This is a genomic window from Pseudomonas sp. PS02302 (assembly GCF_029959585.1).
Classification (GTDB): domain Bacteria; phylum Pseudomonadota; class Gammaproteobacteria; order Pseudomonadales; family Pseudomonadaceae; genus Chryseomonas; species Chryseomonas aestiva.
Genome location: NZ_JASCON010000112.1, coordinates 1 through 13768 on the forward strand (window position 1 = coordinate 1; position 13768 = coordinate 13768).

The 13768-nt window shown below is 61.1% G+C and carries 14 protein-coding genes; 3 read left to right on the top strand and 11 right to left on the bottom strand.

Going from position 1 to position 13768, the window contains the following annotated elements; genetic code table 11:
• The 6 genes from QMX82_RS24060 to QMX82_RS24085 all read right to left on the bottom strand — a co-directional run.
• A partial coding sequence (locus QMX82_RS24060) for an NAD(P)/FAD-dependent oxidoreductase (protein ID WP_282288279.1) occupies window positions 1–821 on the bottom strand: 821 nt, incomplete at its 3' end.
• Window positions 818–2179, bottom strand: a complete 1362-nt coding sequence (locus QMX82_RS24065; protein WP_282288280.1) for an FAD/NAD(P)-dependent oxidoreductase — start codon at window positions 2177–2179, stop codon at window positions 818–820. The genes QMX82_RS24060 and QMX82_RS24065, both read right to left, overlap by 4 nt.
• The gene (locus tag QMX82_RS24070; RefSeq protein ID WP_208695025.1) at window positions 2176–2466 is read right to left on the bottom strand and encodes a (2Fe-2S)-binding protein; all 291 of its coding nucleotides are present in this window, start codon (window positions 2464–2466) and stop codon (window positions 2176–2178) included. The genes QMX82_RS24065 and QMX82_RS24070 overlap by 4 nt, the downstream gene beginning before the upstream one ends.
• A gap of 17 nt (window positions 2467–2483) precedes the next feature.
• The gene (locus QMX82_RS24075) at window positions 2484–3278 is read right to left on the bottom strand and encodes an ABC transporter permease (protein ID WP_133863274.1); all 795 of its coding nucleotides are present in this window, start codon (window positions 3276–3278) and stop codon (window positions 2484–2486) included.
• Between the two features lie 4 nt (window positions 3279–3282).
• Entirely contained in the window at window positions 3283–4149 is an 867-nt protein-coding gene (locus QMX82_RS24080) for an ABC transporter permease (RefSeq protein ID WP_208692107.1), read from the bottom strand.
• Window positions 4146–5165, bottom strand: coding sequence for an ABC transporter ATP-binding protein (locus QMX82_RS24085; protein ID WP_273861412.1), 1020 nt, complete (start codon window positions 5163–5165; stop codon window positions 4146–4148). Before QMX82_RS24085 ends, QMX82_RS24080 begins: the two co-directional genes overlap by 4 nt.
• A gap of 239 nt (window positions 5166–5404) precedes the next feature.
• Here QMX82_RS24085 and QMX82_RS24090 point away from each other — a divergent pair, with 239 nt between their 5' ends.
• Window positions 5405–6235 (top strand): IclR family transcriptional regulator, encoded by an 831-nt coding sequence (locus QMX82_RS24090; RefSeq protein WP_282288287.1) that lies wholly within the window; start codon window positions 5405–5407, stop codon window positions 6233–6235.
• Here QMX82_RS24090 and QMX82_RS24095 read toward each other — a convergent pair.
• Entirely contained in the window at window positions 6232–6699 is a 468-nt protein-coding gene (locus QMX82_RS24095; protein ID WP_208692104.1) for an RNA methyltransferase, read from the bottom strand. The genes QMX82_RS24090 and QMX82_RS24095 overlap by 4 nt on opposite strands.
• Before the next feature lie 97 nt (window positions 6700–6796).
• Between QMX82_RS24095 and QMX82_RS24100 the strand changes: the two genes are divergently transcribed.
• Together QMX82_RS24100 and QMX82_RS24105 are read left to right on the top strand one after the other, a co-directional pair.
• Entirely contained in the window at window positions 6797–7540 is a 744-nt protein-coding gene (locus tag QMX82_RS24100) for a class I SAM-dependent DNA methyltransferase (RefSeq protein WP_282288293.1), read from the top strand.
• Between the two features lie 438 nt (window positions 7541–7978).
• Window positions 7979–8878: a hypothetical protein gene (locus QMX82_RS24105; protein ID WP_282288295.1), complete on the top strand. Its 900-nt coding sequence runs from the start codon at window positions 7979–7981 to the stop codon at window positions 8876–8878.
• A gap of 77 nt (window positions 8879–8955) precedes the next feature.
• Here the strand turns inward: QMX82_RS24105 and QMX82_RS24110 are convergent, their stop codons facing one another.
• The 4 genes from QMX82_RS24110 to QMX82_RS24125 form a co-directional block, all read right to left on the bottom strand.
• Window positions 8956–9408 carry a GNAT family N-acetyltransferase gene (locus QMX82_RS24110; RefSeq protein WP_282288297.1) on the bottom strand — a complete coding sequence of 151 codons (453 nt, stop codon included), beginning with the start codon at window positions 9406–9408 and terminating at the stop codon, window positions 8956–8958.
• Between the two features lie 48 nt (window positions 9409–9456).
• Complete coding sequence (locus tag QMX82_RS24115) at window positions 9457–10590, bottom strand: GGDEF domain-containing protein (RefSeq protein ID WP_282288299.1); 1134 nt, start codon at window positions 10588–10590, stop codon at window positions 9457–9459.
• Window positions 10591–11058: 468 nt separating this feature from the next.
• Window positions 11059–12390 (bottom strand): hypothetical protein, encoded by a 1332-nt coding sequence (locus tag QMX82_RS24120; protein ID WP_282288301.1) that lies wholly within the window; start codon window positions 12388–12390, stop codon window positions 11059–11061.
• A gap of 31 nt (window positions 12391–12421) precedes the next feature.
• Window positions 12422–13672, bottom strand: a complete 1251-nt coding sequence (locus QMX82_RS24125; RefSeq protein ID WP_183629036.1) for a ribonucleotide-diphosphate reductase subunit beta — start codon at window positions 13670–13672, stop codon at window positions 12422–12424.
• Between the last annotated feature and the right edge of the window lie 96 nt (window positions 13673–13768).

The following is a 13768-nucleotide window of genomic DNA, read 5'->3' on the forward strand; positions in this document are numbered from 1 at the left end:
GGGCGGGCGCGGTCGGCGTCCAGTGCGAAACCGCGCCCGCCGCCCAGCACGCAATTGCCGCGCGCCACCTGGCGGGCATAGATGCCGCCGCCTTCCACGCCGGTGCTGGCGGTCATGAAGGGCGGCAGCGGTTCGGTCACCAGCATGGCCGGATGGGCCGCGGTGAGGGGGACCGGCTCGCCGAAGCGGGCGGCCAGCTCCGCTGCCCAGGCGCCGGCGCAATTCAGCAGCCAGGGCGCGCTCAAGGTCAGGCCGCTCTCGGTGCGGAGCTGGAAGCGCTGGCCGTCGTGCTCGACGGCGGTCACGGCGGTACGCTCGAAAATCTGCGCGCCGGCACGCGCGGCTGCCCGGGCGAAGGCCGGGGAGACCAGGCGTGGATTGGCGTGGCCGTCCTCCGGGCAGAAGGAGGCGCCCACGGCGATGTCGCCGACCCAGGGAAAGCGCCGGCGCAATTCGCTCCGGTCGAGCAGTTGCAGATCGAGGTCGAAGCCCTGGCTGGCCTGGGCATAGGCCTGCAGGGAGGCGAAGTCGGTGTCGCTGCGGGCCAGCTTGAGGTGGCCGGATCTGAGGTATTCGCCATCGGTACCCAGCAGGTCCTGCAGACCGCCCCAGAGCTGATGGGCGCGACTGGACAGCGGCAACTGCACCAGCGGGCGGCCCTGGCGGCGCACCCCGCCGTAGTTGACGCCACTGGCCTGGGCGCCGCAGAAGTTGCGTTCCAGCAGGGCGACGCGCTGGCCGCCCTGGGCCAGGAACAGCGCCGCGCTGCTGCCGACGATGCCGCCGCCGATGATCAGGACATCCACGTCCAGCCGGCTCATGGCGCCAGCTCCACGCCGAAGGGCAGCGGCTTGATCGGCGCCTGGGCGCGCAACCGGCCGATCTGGTCCAGCGGGCGACCACTGGCGCAGGCGATCAGCTCGGCCGCCGCGGCGCCGCAGATGCGGCCCTGACAGCGGCCCATGCCGACCCGGCAGGTGGCCTTGACTCTGTTGATCTCCCAGTGGCCCTGGGCCACGGCGGCGCGGATCTCGCCGGCGCTGACCTGTTCGCAGCGACAGACCATGAGTTCGTCCGGCGCCTTGGTCGCCCAGTCCGCGGGGAAGGGGAAGGCCCGCTCCAGGCCCTGGCGAAAGACCTCGAAGCGCGCCAGGCGTGCCTGCAGGGCCTGGATACGCGCCCTGTCCACCGGCACGTCACGATCCTCCAGCAGACTCAGGGCCGCCAGTTCGCCCGCCAGTTCGGCGGCATCGGCGCCCTGGATGCCGGCGCCGTCGCCGGCCAGGTAGACCCCGGTCTGACTGCTGCGTCCACCACTGTCCCGTATCGGCAACCAGGCCCGGTTGAGAACGCTCCAGGCGAAGTCGCACCCCAGCAGGTCGGCCAGCTGGGTCTCGCTGCGCAGCGTCTGGCCGAAGCCCAGCGCATCGCACTCCAGTCGATGCGCTTCGCCGTCGGCGGCGCGCCAGCGCACGGCCTCCACCCGGCGCTCGCCCTCGACCGCCAGGAGATCGGCGCCCTGGTGCACGGGTACGCCGTGCAGCGCCAGCCAGCTGCGGTAGTAGAGGCCCTTGGCGAAGGTGGCCGGTTGACCGAGCAGGGCCGGGGTGGCCGCGGCCTGGTCGCGGAAGGGCGCGCTGTCCAGCACCGCCAGTGGCTTGGCCCCGGCCTTGGCGTATTGATAGGCGACGAGATAGAGCAGCGGACCGGTACCGGCCAGCACCGGGCGGCTGCCGATGGCGCAGCCCTGGAACTTGAGCGCCACCTGGGTGGCGCCCAGGCTGTAGACGCCCGGCAGGGTCCAACCCGGCACCGGCAGGATACGGTCGGTGGCACCGGTGGCGACGATCACCTGGTCGAAGGCCAGGCGATCGACATAGCGGCCCTGGCTGAGGGTATCCAGGGCGCGCGCTTCGGCATTCCACACCAGGGTGTCAGGTCGATAGTCCAGCGTCGTCTGCATCTCGGTCAAAGCACCGTGCAGCGCCTGGGCCTTGCCGGCTTCGAAGCCGTACAGCGCCTTGATCGGACGCTGGAAATTAGCCGGTTGCTGGCGATAGATCTGGCCGCCGCCGCGGGCGCTTTCGTCCAGCAGCACCGGCTCAAGGCCATGGGCGACCAGGGTCTGGGCCGCGCGAATGCCCGCCGGCCCGGCGCCCACCACCACGACGGCGCTCACAGCGCCCGCCCTGGATCGCGGCTGACCTGCTGGCCCGCTTCGAGAAAGGTGGCGCAGGCCCGCACCCGGCGGCCGTCGGCCAGGCGCACCCAGCAGTCCTGGCAGGCGCCCATCAGGCAGAAGCCGGCGCGGGGTTCGCCGCCGAAGTCGCTGCCGCGCAGGTGATCGCTCTGGGTCAGGATGGCGGTGAGCAGGGTGTCGCCCTGCAGGCCCTCGGCCGGCTGGCCGTCGAGGGTGAAGACCAGGGTCGGGCGGTCGCATTCGGCCACCCGCTTGAGCAGTGCCATGGACGGGTCTCGGCTGTTCATTGTTTGCCCACCAGCACGCGATCCAGGCCATAGATGCGGTCGAGCAGGATCATGGTGGCCGCGGTCAGGGCGATCACCAGCGCCGACACCGCCGCCATCATCGGATCGATGGATTCGGTGGCGTAGACGTACATCCGCACCGGCAGGGTCTGGGTCGCCGGCGAGGTGACGAAGATCGACAGGGTGACCTCGTCGAAGCTGTTGATGAAGGCCAGCAGCCAGCCGCCGGCTACCCCGGGCAGGATCATCGGCAGGGTGATGCGGCAGAACAGCGTGGTGCGACTGGCGCCCAGGCTCTCGGCGGCCTGCTCGGCGCTGCGGTCGATACCGATGGCGGCGGCGATCACCAGGCGCAGCACATAGGGGGTGATCACCACCACGTGGGCCAGCACCAGCCAGCTGAAGCTGCCATTCACCCCCAGCAGGGCGAACAACCGCAGCATGGCCACGCCCAGCACCAGGTGCGGGATGATGATCGGCGAGAGGAACAGGCCATTGAGAAAGCCCTGGCCGGGAAAGCGGTAGCGGGTGATGGCCAGCCCCGCCGGCACCGCGATCAGCGTCGCCAGGGTCGCCGACAGCGCCGCCAGCTGCAGGCTGTTGTAGAAGGCGGTGAGGAAATCCGCCCGCTCGAACACGGCGGCGAACCAGCGCAGCGAAAAGCCGGAAGTGGGCAGGCTGAGGGTGTTTTCCGGGGTGAAGGCTACCAGGCAGACCACCACCAGCGGCGCCAGCATGAAGACCATCACCAGGGTATGGAAGGCGAGCCCGAGCGGGCCGTTGCGGGTCATGAGGTCAGACTCCCAGGGCACGTTTGTAGCGGCGTTCCACCAGGCGATTCCAGCCCAGCATCACCAGCAGGTTGAGCAGCAGCAGGGCCACCGCCAGGGTGGCGCCCATCGGCCAGTTGAGTTCCGCCAGGTACTGGTCGTAGATCAGGGTGGCGACCATCTTCAGCCGGCGTCCGCCGAGCAGGCCGGGAATGGCGAAGGAGCTGGCGGCCAGGCCGAAGACGATCAGCGTTCCCGACAGCACCCCGGGCATCACCTGGGGCAGCACGATGCGCCGCAGCACCGTCAGGTGACTGGCGCCCAGGGACAGCGCGGCCTGTTCGGCCGAGGGATCGAGCTTCTGCAGCGAGGTCCAGACCGGGATGATCATGAAGGGCAGCATCACGTGGACCAGGCCGACGATCACCGCGAAGGGGGTGTAGAGCAGCTTCAGCGGGCGCCCGCCCAGGGCCATGATGGCCTGGTTGACCAGGCCGTCGGCGCCCAGCAGCAGACTCCAGCCAAAGGCGCGCACCACCACCGAGATCAGCAGCGGCGTCAGTACCAGGATCAGGAAGATCGAGCGCCAGGGCGCGCCCATGCGACTAAGGACGATGGCCTCCGGTACCCCGATCAGCACGCAGAGCAGGGTGACCAGGGCGCTGATCCAGAAGGTGCGCAGGAAGATCTCGTAGAAATAGGGATCGCCCAGCAGGCTCAGGTAGTGCGCCAGGGTGTAGCTGCCTTCCTTGATCCCGGTCTCGTAGTCGAAGACGTTGAAGGACAGCGCCAGGGTCAGCGCCAGGGGCGCCAGCAGCAGTCCGGCGAACAGCACCAGGGCCGGGGCGCTGAGCAGATAGGCGCGACCGGTGCCGCGCAGCAGGGTGCTCATGCGGCGGCCTCCGCGGCTTCCAGGCGGCGCAGCAGACCGTCGTCCCAGTGCAGTCCGACGCGCTGGCCTTCGTCCAGCGGCGGCAGCCCATCGTTGCTGCGCAGCACCGACACCTCGCCCAGCGCCGTCTCCAGGCGATACAGCCACTGGCTGCCGAGGAAGAAGCGGGTCAGCACCCGCCCTTGCAGACGCCCCTCACCGGCGGGGCGCAGCTCGATCTTTTCCGGCCGCAGCGAGATCGCCAGGGCGCCGCCCGCGGTGATCTGTGGCCGACCCTGGGCATCCAGGCTGCCGGGCAGCAGGTTGGCCTTGCCGACGAAGTCGGAGATGAATCTGTTGCGCGGGTGTTCGTAGAGGCGATAGGGCGCATCCACCTGGGTGATGCGCCCGGCCTCCATCACCACCACCCGGTCGCTGATAGACAGCGCCTCGGACTGGTCGTGGGTGACCATCAGGGTGGTGATGCCCACCTCGCGCTGGATGCGGCGGATCTCGAACTGCATCTCTTCGCGCAGATGGGCGTCCAGGTTGGACAGCGGCTCGTCCAGCAGCAGCACCGGGGGTGCTATTACCAGCGCTCTGGCCAGGGCGACCCGCTGGCGCTGGCCACCGGAAAGTTCGCGCGGATAGCGCTCGGCGTGCTGGCCCAGGTGCACCAGGCCCAGGGCTTCCTCGACGCGCCGCGCCAGTTCGGCGCCCGCCACCTTGCGCATGCGCAGGCCGAAGGCGACGTTGTCGCGCACCGTCATGTGGGGAAACAGCGCATAGCTCTGGAAGACCACCCCGAGGCCGCGACTGGCCGGTTTGGCGTGGGTGATGTCCTGGCCGTCGAGCAGGATGCGCCCGCTGCTGACGTCGACGAAGCCGGCGATCATCTGCAGGGTGGTGGTCTTGCCGCAGCCGGAGGGGCCGAGCAGGGAGACGAATTCGCCGCGCTCGATGGCCAGGGTCGAACCGGCCACCGCGTAGCTGTCGCCGTAGCGCTTGCTGAGATTGTCGAGAGTCAGGAAAGCCATGGCCGCAATGCTCCTCCGGTCGCGCCCACGGGAGAGGTGGGCAAGGTTTTGGCAGGGCGAAAGACAGCCTGGATCTGGGACGTTGGCGCTCGCTCGACTGGCGGCGTCCGGTGATTGTGAGTATCGCCCTATGGACCTGAAGGTAAGGGCGACCTAGGATGCAGGACAAGCAGGTTTTTCACTGAATGAACTCTTTTTTCATATTTATTCACTCAGTGGAATATTTGGGAGAGTTGTAGATGGAAGATTCCAGTGAAAGAAAGACAACGGCAGGTGAGGTAGGTGTTGGCGCCATCAGCCGGGTGTTCGCCGTGGTGCGCGCCCTGGGTGAGGGTGATCCCGAGGGGGAAAAGGTCACCCGCCTCGCCGAGCGCGTGGGCCTGTCGCAACCCACCACCCACCGACTGCTGCGGGGCCTGGTGGAAGAGGGCATGGTCGAGCAGTGTGCCCGCAGCAAGAGATACCGCCTGAGCCTGGACTTCTTCGCCCTGGCGGCCCGCGCCGGCCAGGTCGGCAATCTGCGCGACCTGGCGCGGCCGAGTCTGCTGCGGCTGTCGGCGTCCCTGGGTGATTCGCTGTTCCTGCTGGCGCGCAGCGGCTTCGACGCCATGTGCCTGGATCGCAGCGAGGGGCCCTATCCGATCCGCACCTTCACCGGCGACATCGGCGGTCGCGTGCCCCTGGGCGGCGGCCAGGGCGCCCTGGCGATCCTGGCCTTCCTGCCCAGGGAAGAGCGCGACGAGGTGATCCGCTACAACCTGCCGCGGCTGCGCGATGCCCATCATTACGACGAGGTGCTGCTGCGCGCCGAGATCGACAACGTTCGCCAGCAGGGCTACGCCGCGCGCAACACCGGGGTGCTGGCCGGCATGGCGGGCCTCGCCGTGCCCATCCTCGACCGCAATGGCCGGGCGGTGGCCGCCCTGAGCGTGGGCACCCTGAGCGAACGCCTCAACCCCCAGCGCCTGCCCACGGTGATCGAACTGCTCCGCCGCGAAGCCGGGGTGATCGCCGCGCGCATCAACCCCTTCGATCCGGTCTTGCGCCGGCCGACCCAGGGGTTTGGTTAAAACAGCGGACCGGAGCGGGTGTTATTGCCCTTCGCCAGGCGGTCATAGAGCACCACATTGACCGTGGCCGCCAGATTCATGCAGCCCTGGGTGGGGATGTACACCACGTCCTCGCACCAGTCGCGCAGCTCCTGGCTCAGCGAGCCATCCTCCGAGCCGAACAGATAGAGGGCGCGATCGGGGTGGGTGTATTCGGGCAGCGGCCGGGCACCCTCCACCAGCTCCACCGCCACCGGTACGCACCCCAGCGGCAGGATGCGGCGCAGGTCGTCGATGTTGATCAGCGGGATGTCCTGGTGGACCTTCTTGGTGTCGGTGACGAAGTCCTTGGCGCGGTCGTAGCGGGTGCCGGTATAGAACACCGAGGCCACCCCGTAGCAACCCGCCGCCCTCATGATGGACCCGACGTTGGACGGCGACTTGGGGTTGCTCAGGCCGATGCAGGCGTATCTCTTGTTGCTCACGTCAGGGGACTCTCGGGAAAACCGCCAGTATAAGGCGTCGAAGGTTGCAGAAACCGACTAAGATGCGCGCCCGCGTCTCCAGCCCCGAGCCCCTGCGATGTCCGCCACCGCCCTCTACACCGACCTGTCGGCCTACTACGACCTGCTCTGCGCCGACATCGACTACCGGGCCCAGAGCCAGGCGGTGCTGCGCCTGCAGCGACTGTTCGGCAACGGTGGCAGTCGTCATCTCGACCTCGCCTGCGGCACCGGCCCCCATGTGCGGCATTTCCTCGATGCCGGCTTCCAGAGCAGCGGGCTGGACCTCAATCCGCCGATGCTGGCCCAGGCCGCGCTGCGTTGCCCCGAGGCGGACTTCTCCTGCCAGGACATGTGCGCCTTCGAGCTGGAGCGGCCGGTCGATCTGATCACCTGCTTTCTCTACTCCCTGCACTACAGCGGCAGCCTTGCACGGCTCCAGGCGTGCCTGACGCAGGTCCGGGCGGCCCTGACTTCCGGCGGTCTGTTCTGCTTCAACGCCGTCGACAAGCGCCGCATCGACAATGCCTCCAGCGTCGGCCACAGCGTCGAACGGGCCGATGGCCTCTTCAGCTTCGCCTCCGCCTGGCACTACCCGGGCGAGGGCGAACACCAGCAACTCCGCCTGCGCATCGAACGCCGCCATGCCGGCGCGCAGCAGATCTGGCAGGACGAACACCCCATGGTGGCGGTGGACTTCCCCGAACTGCTGGCCCTGCTGGAGCCGCACTTCGATGTGCAGGTGCTGGAGCACGACTACCAGCGCATCGAACCCTGGGCCGGCGAGGCGGGTAATGCGCTGTTCGTCTGCGTCAGGCGCTAGAACTTTAATACGCGTGGGCATGGATCGGTCCTGCGCACTATCCTCAGTCTCTGTGAGACTACTAATAGTAAATATGTATGAAAAGTTACGGCTACTGCGGTTGCTGAAAATTTATTTCAGAAATCGCAGATAGTAATTTCCATGCCAAAATTTGACAATATTATCTGTGTTCTTATATGAGGCTAGGTATTGGATGAGTGTGGCGTCGAGTCAATAATTTCTTCTTGCATGGTCCATTGCATAGGCTGAAGGAGTAGTGGTCCTTCATCTTGACTGTATTCTATATGCTGTGGTCGAGGTTATGTAGTGGTCCGTAAATTGGTTGTTCTAAAAGCTTGTAGATTGGAAGGGTCAGACATGGATTTCTTCCTGAGGATTTTGCATTAAGGGCGCTGTCAATGATGGTGGGTTTTTAATTGATTTGGTGAGGCTTATTTTATGCTTTCAATTGTAAATTTATACTTGGTAACGCCAGCAATAATTGCTATTGTGGTTAGATATAAAGACTCTCGAGGTCATAAAGGTATTGGCTTTTTTAGATTTTTGTATCTGTGTTTGAATCGCGGTGATATAACTGATCGATTTCCAGTTTTGATATTTGTTGTCTTGTATTTATTATTTGCAAGCCAGTCGTATGTTTTGGATGGTGGGCCGGGAAATTGGCTGGTAAAAGCGTTTGGCATGGTTCTACTTTTATTGCTTTGCTGTGTTTCGTTGTTTTTGGCGTCCGTTGTGTATAATTTTTCTGATTTCAGAAAAAATAATTTTTTTCTCGTGGGGGTCTTAGGCACAGCAAGCGTTTCTGTCACTGTGGCTTTGTCAGCGGTTTGGGCAGATGGTTATATTTCAGATGCTACGACTGTGTCCGGAACTGAATTTGCTACGGGTATGGCGTGGTTAGGTATAGTTTTTTCCCCTTTGTCTTGGACTTTTGGTCTCTCGATTTTTGCCCTGATCATATATGCATATGCATTGACGAAATTGACCTTCACAGATAGTCATAGTAATGCCTATGCCGGTGTTGGTCTGACAGTCCCAAGAAAGCCTAAGAAAAGTAAAAAGAGATTTTCTTTTTTGGTGCACTCTTCATGTGTAGTTGGTTTGGCTATTACAGCTGTTGCGCCACTGCAGCTTATAGGTTACTTACTGTCTAATGACCATTCTGTAAGATTTTTGAATGGCGCTTTGTTTTTTTCTTCTTTTCACATAAAGGCGGAGGTGTGTGGTAAGGAGTATTTGAAGGGGAAGGTGAAGTTATTGGATGATGATGTGGCTGTTTTGGGCGTTCCCAACGAAAGCCAAGGCTACATTTTTAGTAGAATAAATTGCAAAAGATGACCGTTTTAGGTCCTGCAGAAGCATCTACTCCTTATGGGTAATTTTTGTTTTTATGTCGCCAGTTAAGGAGCAGCTGGTCATACCAGCCGCTTCTCCATAAACACACTCAACGGATCGTCCCGATACGCTCCAAAAGGACCACGCCGCTGGTAACCCGCCGTCTCATAGAGCCGCAAGGCCTCCGGCTGATAGGGCCCTGTTTCCAGTCGTGCCAACTCACACCCACGGCCTGCCGCTTCACGCTCCAGTTCCGCCAGCAGGCGACCACCCAGCCCCTGACCGCGACCCCTGGGGTTCACATACATCCGCTTGATCTCGCCATAGGCCTCATGCAGCACCATGGCCCCACAGCCCAGGGCACTGCCGCTGTCATCCCGGGCGACCAGGAACAGCACGTTCGGCCGCATGAGCGACGTCAGATCCAGGGCATGACGACTCTCGGGCGGATAGAGGCCGTCCTGATAGACATCCAGTTCGGCGATCAGGGCGATCACCTCGGGTTGATCGGGGGATTCGAAGGCGATGGGCATGGTGGCTCCGGTCAGGCAATCGCCCAAGCCTAAGGCATTAGTGCGCCTTCATCCCAGACTCATCCGCAAGCCATCCCGCCCGCCGCGCTTGGCCTCGTAGAGGGCACTGTCCCCGCGCTCCAGCAGGGCCGCTAGGCTTTCCGGCGGTTGATCGAACAGCACGGCGCCGATGCTCAGGGTGACGGGCTCGGGCGTCCGCAGGCGCTGCGCCGCCAGCTGGTTGAAGCGCAGGCGCAGGGTGTCCGCCAGGCGCACGACATCCGCATCGGCCGCCTCGCCCAGCAGCACCACGAATTCATCGCCCCCCAGCCGGGCGGCCAGCGCCTGGCAGGGCAGGGAGGTGCGCAGCAGGTCGCTCAGGGCGATCAGCAGACCATCGCCGGCCGCATGGCCATGGAGGTCGTTCACCAGCTTGAAGTTGTCCAGATCGATCAGCAGCAGGGCGCCGGGGCGGGCCGGGGTCGCCTGGCCGAACAGTCGCGGCGCCTCGGCTTCCAGGGCGCGGCGATTATCCAGACCGGTCAGGGGATCGCTGCCGGCCAGGCGCTCGATATGCTGCTCGCGGCGATAACGTACCGTGCCGGTCATCGACAGGGCGATCAGCATTACGGCCATCACCCCCTCCACCAACGAGACCTGGATGATGACGCCGCGATAGACCGCCAGATCGATCAGGCTGCCGGGGGTGAGCGGTGGGATCATCTTGATCAGGTAGAAGAGTCCATGGATCAGCAGCACCGCGCGCAGCTGCCGCTCTCCGGCATTGCGCCGGCGCAGCAGCAGGCTCGCCCGTATCGCCAGGATGCCAATCATGAGCGACTGCACCACCAGCAGCACCTTGGACCACCAAGGCTCATTGGGCAGCAGCAACATCCCCAGCCAGATCGCAGCGAAGGCCCACCAGCCCAGACTCAGGCACCGCCCGGTAAAGCGCGCCACGCCAAGCAGAAAGAGCCCATGCACAAAAATCAGCAGCCCATTGGCGAACCAGATGCCCACCAGCAGCAGCCCCTGACTGCGCAACAGCGCCAGGGTGCTACCCACGCAAATGAGGGCGAAGCCCGAGCTCCAGTACAGCAGCGCCGACTCGCGCACCGACCGCCACTCCATGGCCAGATAGCCCGCCGCGGCAGCCGCCAGGGCGATGGTAAGGGTCAGCATGGTGGGGGCATCAAGTGCCATGGGCGAATCGGACCTGTCTGGATACGAGAAGGGCGCTCCCTGCCTGGGACGCGCGCCCGCCAAGGCGGAGCCGCACCGCAGTCTTATCGACACGGCAGGCGCGGGCTTGAGGCAGAGGATCGCGCGCCGTGATGACGGGCAGATAAAACTAATTCAAACCTGAGCTGCGGCTGTCGCAGGCTGCTCTTCTTTACTTGAGCTCTACAAGCGAGGCGTCAAAAATTTACCAGCGCAAAGATTAGGGCGCTACTAAGGTGGGAGGCTTAGGCTTAAAGTATTCAGTTACAATGAAAGTACTGAGATAGGTCGACGCTAGCGTAGAGAGTAATCACAGCAAGTAAGCCGGAATAAACTAAGATATAGACTAGTTCGTCGCCTCCTGAAAAGCTTCGAGAAAACTATGCAAGCCTTAATAGATAGCTTATGCAGGCGGCTAGTGGCTGGATCGTAAGATTTTAAATTTTATGTCTAAGAAAAAAGATCGCCAGTCATCTCCGGATTTCCAAATGGTTCCGGTAGGCTGTCTGAAAATTCATTGAGATCTGCATGTTGCAAATAATAAAAGAAGGTTGAATCTACTATCTGTAGTTTTTTTTCTTCTTTGTTATAATCAAAGATTGGTGGGGATATGCCTTTTTTGTGTTGTAGCGATGCTAGGCTGGATAGTAAATATGTTACATCGCCAGGCCTGACATCATCAGGCCTGTAGTGAGTGTTTTTAATTTCTTCCTGAAGTGCGGACTTTTCAATTCCATGTTTAAGCCCGTCGTGCCCTATGGCAAGTATCGTTTTGACTAAATAGTATGGAAGATAAAGAGGTGGTTGCCCCTGCCTGGGAGCGTAAGCTTTTGCTCCGGTAGATATTGATAGCAGAGATCTTTCGTGTCGCGTTGAGTAATCTTTTGCTTTTTTGTCTATTGCAGATTTCAGTGTGCTGTATTTTGTTATTGAGATTTTTTTACTGGATTCTTCTGATATATCATTGAGCAAGCAGGTTTCTTTAAGAAGCTCTTGAAATACGCCTATTGATCCAAAGGCAGCATTAATACAATCGTCTAAAATTTTCGCGGAAAAATCTATGTTTAAAAGAGCTTTTCCTTTTTCGGCAACTCTTTGAAAATCAGATTTAGACCATGGTTCAACTGAGATTTCTTTTAACCTGTCGTCTAGATCTCCATTGTATTGAGTTAATCTGTTTTTTTCTTTCCAGACTCCAAGAATAACGAATCTAACTCCCATTTCTTGAAAGGTTCGTAGATCAAAAGCAAGTTGTTGCTGTTTTTCTTCAGGAAGGTAGTGGAAGTTTTCTAATATAATGAATTTCGAAAGATTTATTTTTTTCATTAGCTCGCATATATCTTGTGCAAGCTCGAGATTGAAAGGTATTTCTTCGTTTTTTACTGTTTGTGATGCTGAGCTTTGTAATTCATTTTTGTTGTTGACTTCCCTGCTGCCGAAGAGAGGTAGTACAGCTTTGACTTTTGCCCCTAATGAAAATGTGCCACCGTTCGATTTTGTGTCTGATTGCTCCGTTATTATTTTGATTCCGCACTGCCTGACTATGCTTTGATAGATGTCTAGGATTTGAGTGTTTGGAGCGAGTCTAATAACAATTTGATCGTGATAAGGTAGGTGCTTTTGTACCAAAGCAGTTTTGCCTTGTTTTGACGAGCCATACACTATTATCTGTCGATCAGAATTGACCCCATCATTAAATTCTTTGTCTACATCAGATCTGTCGATGTATGAAGCAATAGGATCGACTCTTACTCCGAAAACATCGACAGTTCTGTTAGGCATGATTAGCTCTAATTTAATGGTGGGGTATTGGTTAGTCCCAGCTCAGTGCACCACCCGTTTGATATTCAATCACACGGGTTTCGAAGAAGTTTTTCTCCTTCTTGAGATCCATGATTTCACTCATCCATGGAAAGGGATTAGTAGCACCTGGATATTCTTCTTTCAACCCAATTTGCGTCAAGCGGCGGTTGGCTATGAACTTGAGGTAGTCCTCCATCATCGCCGCGTTCATGCCCAGCACGCCGCGGGGCATGGTGTCGCGGGCGTATTCGATCTCCAGCTGGGTGCCCTGGAGGATCATCTGGGTGGCTTCGTCCTTCATCTGGGCATCCCAGAGGCTCGGATTCTCGATCTTGATCTGGTTGATCATGTCGATGCCGAAGTTCAGGTGCATGGACTCGTCACGCAGGATGTACTGGAACTGCTCGGCGGTGCCGGTCATCTTGTTGCGGCGACCCATGGAGAGGATCTGGGTGAAGCCGCAGTAGAAGAAGATGCCTTCCAGCACGCAGTAGTAGGCGATCAGGTTCTTGAGGAACTGGCGATCGGTCTCCGGGGTGCCGGTCTTGAACTCGGGGTCGGAGATGGAGCGGGTGTACTTCAGGCCCCAGCTCGCCTTCTTCGCGACGCTCGGGATCTCGTGGTACATGTTGAAGATCTCGCCTTCATCCATGCCCAGCGATTCGATGCAGTACTGGTAGGCGTGGGTGTGGATCGCCTCTTCGAAGGCCTGGCGCAGGATGTACTGGCGGCATTCGGGGTTGGTAATCAGGCGGTAGACGGCCAGCACCAGGTTGTTGGCGACCAGGGAGTCGGCGGTGGAGAAGAAGCCGAGGTTGCGCTTGACGATGCGGCGCTCGTCCTCGGTGAGGCCGTCCGCGCTCTTCCAGGTCGCGATGTCGGCGTTCATGTTCACTTCCTGGGGCATCCAGTGGTTGGCGCAACCATCCAGATACTTCTGCCAGGCCCAGTCGTACTTGAAGGGTACGAGCTGGTTGAGGTCGGCGCGGGCGTTGATCATCTGCTTGTCGCCGACGTGCACGCGGGCGGAGGAACCTTCCAGGTCGTCCAGGCCTTCCTGGATGTCCAGCTCGTTCAGCGCAGCCTTGGCGCGAGCCACGGCGTCGGAGTCGTCAGCGGATGGGGCACGGGCGTCGTGGACCAGGGCGTCGCCCTCGGAGTCCAGGCGCTCGGTCTGGGCCGGCGCCTGCTGGCCGGCGGCCTGCGCGGGCTTGGCGGTGGCGGTATCGTCGTCTTTGTCGAATTCTTCCCAGTTCAGCATGGGGTGTCTCCTGGGTGGCTGTGCGGTGGGGGCGGGGCGGCGGGGGCCCCCCCCCACCCCCCCCCCGCGGGGGGGGGGGTGGGGGGGGTTTTGTGT

Excerpts from the sequence above, each read along its gene's own strand:
- QMX82_RS24090 (WP_282288287.1), top strand. The coding sequence starts at position 5,405 with ATGGAAGATTCCAGTGAAAGAAAGACAACGGCAGGTGAGGTAGGTGTT.
- QMX82_RS24125 (WP_183629036.1), bottom strand. The coding sequence starts at position 13,672 with ATGCTGAACTGGGAAGAATTCGACAAAGACGACGATACCGCCACCGCC.
- QMX82_RS24075 (WP_133863274.1), bottom strand. The coding sequence starts at position 3,278 with ATGACCCGCAACGGCCCGCTCGGGCTCGCCTTCCATACCCTGGTGATG.
- QMX82_RS24080 (WP_208692107.1), bottom strand. The coding sequence starts at position 4,149 with ATGAGCACCCTGCTGCGCGGCACCGGTCGCGCCTATCTGCTCAGCGCC.
- QMX82_RS24070 (WP_208695025.1), bottom strand. The coding sequence starts at position 2,466 with ATGGCACTGCTCAAGCGGGTGGCCGAATGCGACCGCCCGACCCTGGTC.
- QMX82_RS24105 (WP_282288295.1), top strand. The coding sequence starts at position 7,979 with ATGCTTTCAATTGTAAATTTATACTTGGTAACGCCAGCAATAATTGCT.
- QMX82_RS24100 (WP_282288293.1), top strand. The coding sequence starts at position 6,797 with ATGTCCGCCACCGCCCTCTACACCGACCTGTCGGCCTACTACGACCTG.
- QMX82_RS24085 (WP_273861412.1), bottom strand. The coding sequence starts at position 5,165 with ATGGCTTTCCTGACTCTCGACAATCTCAGCAAGCGCTACGGCGACAGC.
- QMX82_RS24110 (WP_282288297.1), bottom strand. The coding sequence starts at position 9,408 with ATGCCCATCGCCTTCGAATCCCCCGATCAACCCGAGGTGATCGCCCTG.
- QMX82_RS24115 (WP_282288299.1), bottom strand. The coding sequence starts at position 10,590 with ATGGCACTTGATGCCCCCACCATGCTGACCCTTACCATCGCCCTGGCG.
- QMX82_RS24120 (WP_282288301.1), bottom strand. The coding sequence starts at position 12,390 with ATGCCTAACAGAACTGTCGATGTTTTCGGAGTAAGAGTCGATCCTATT.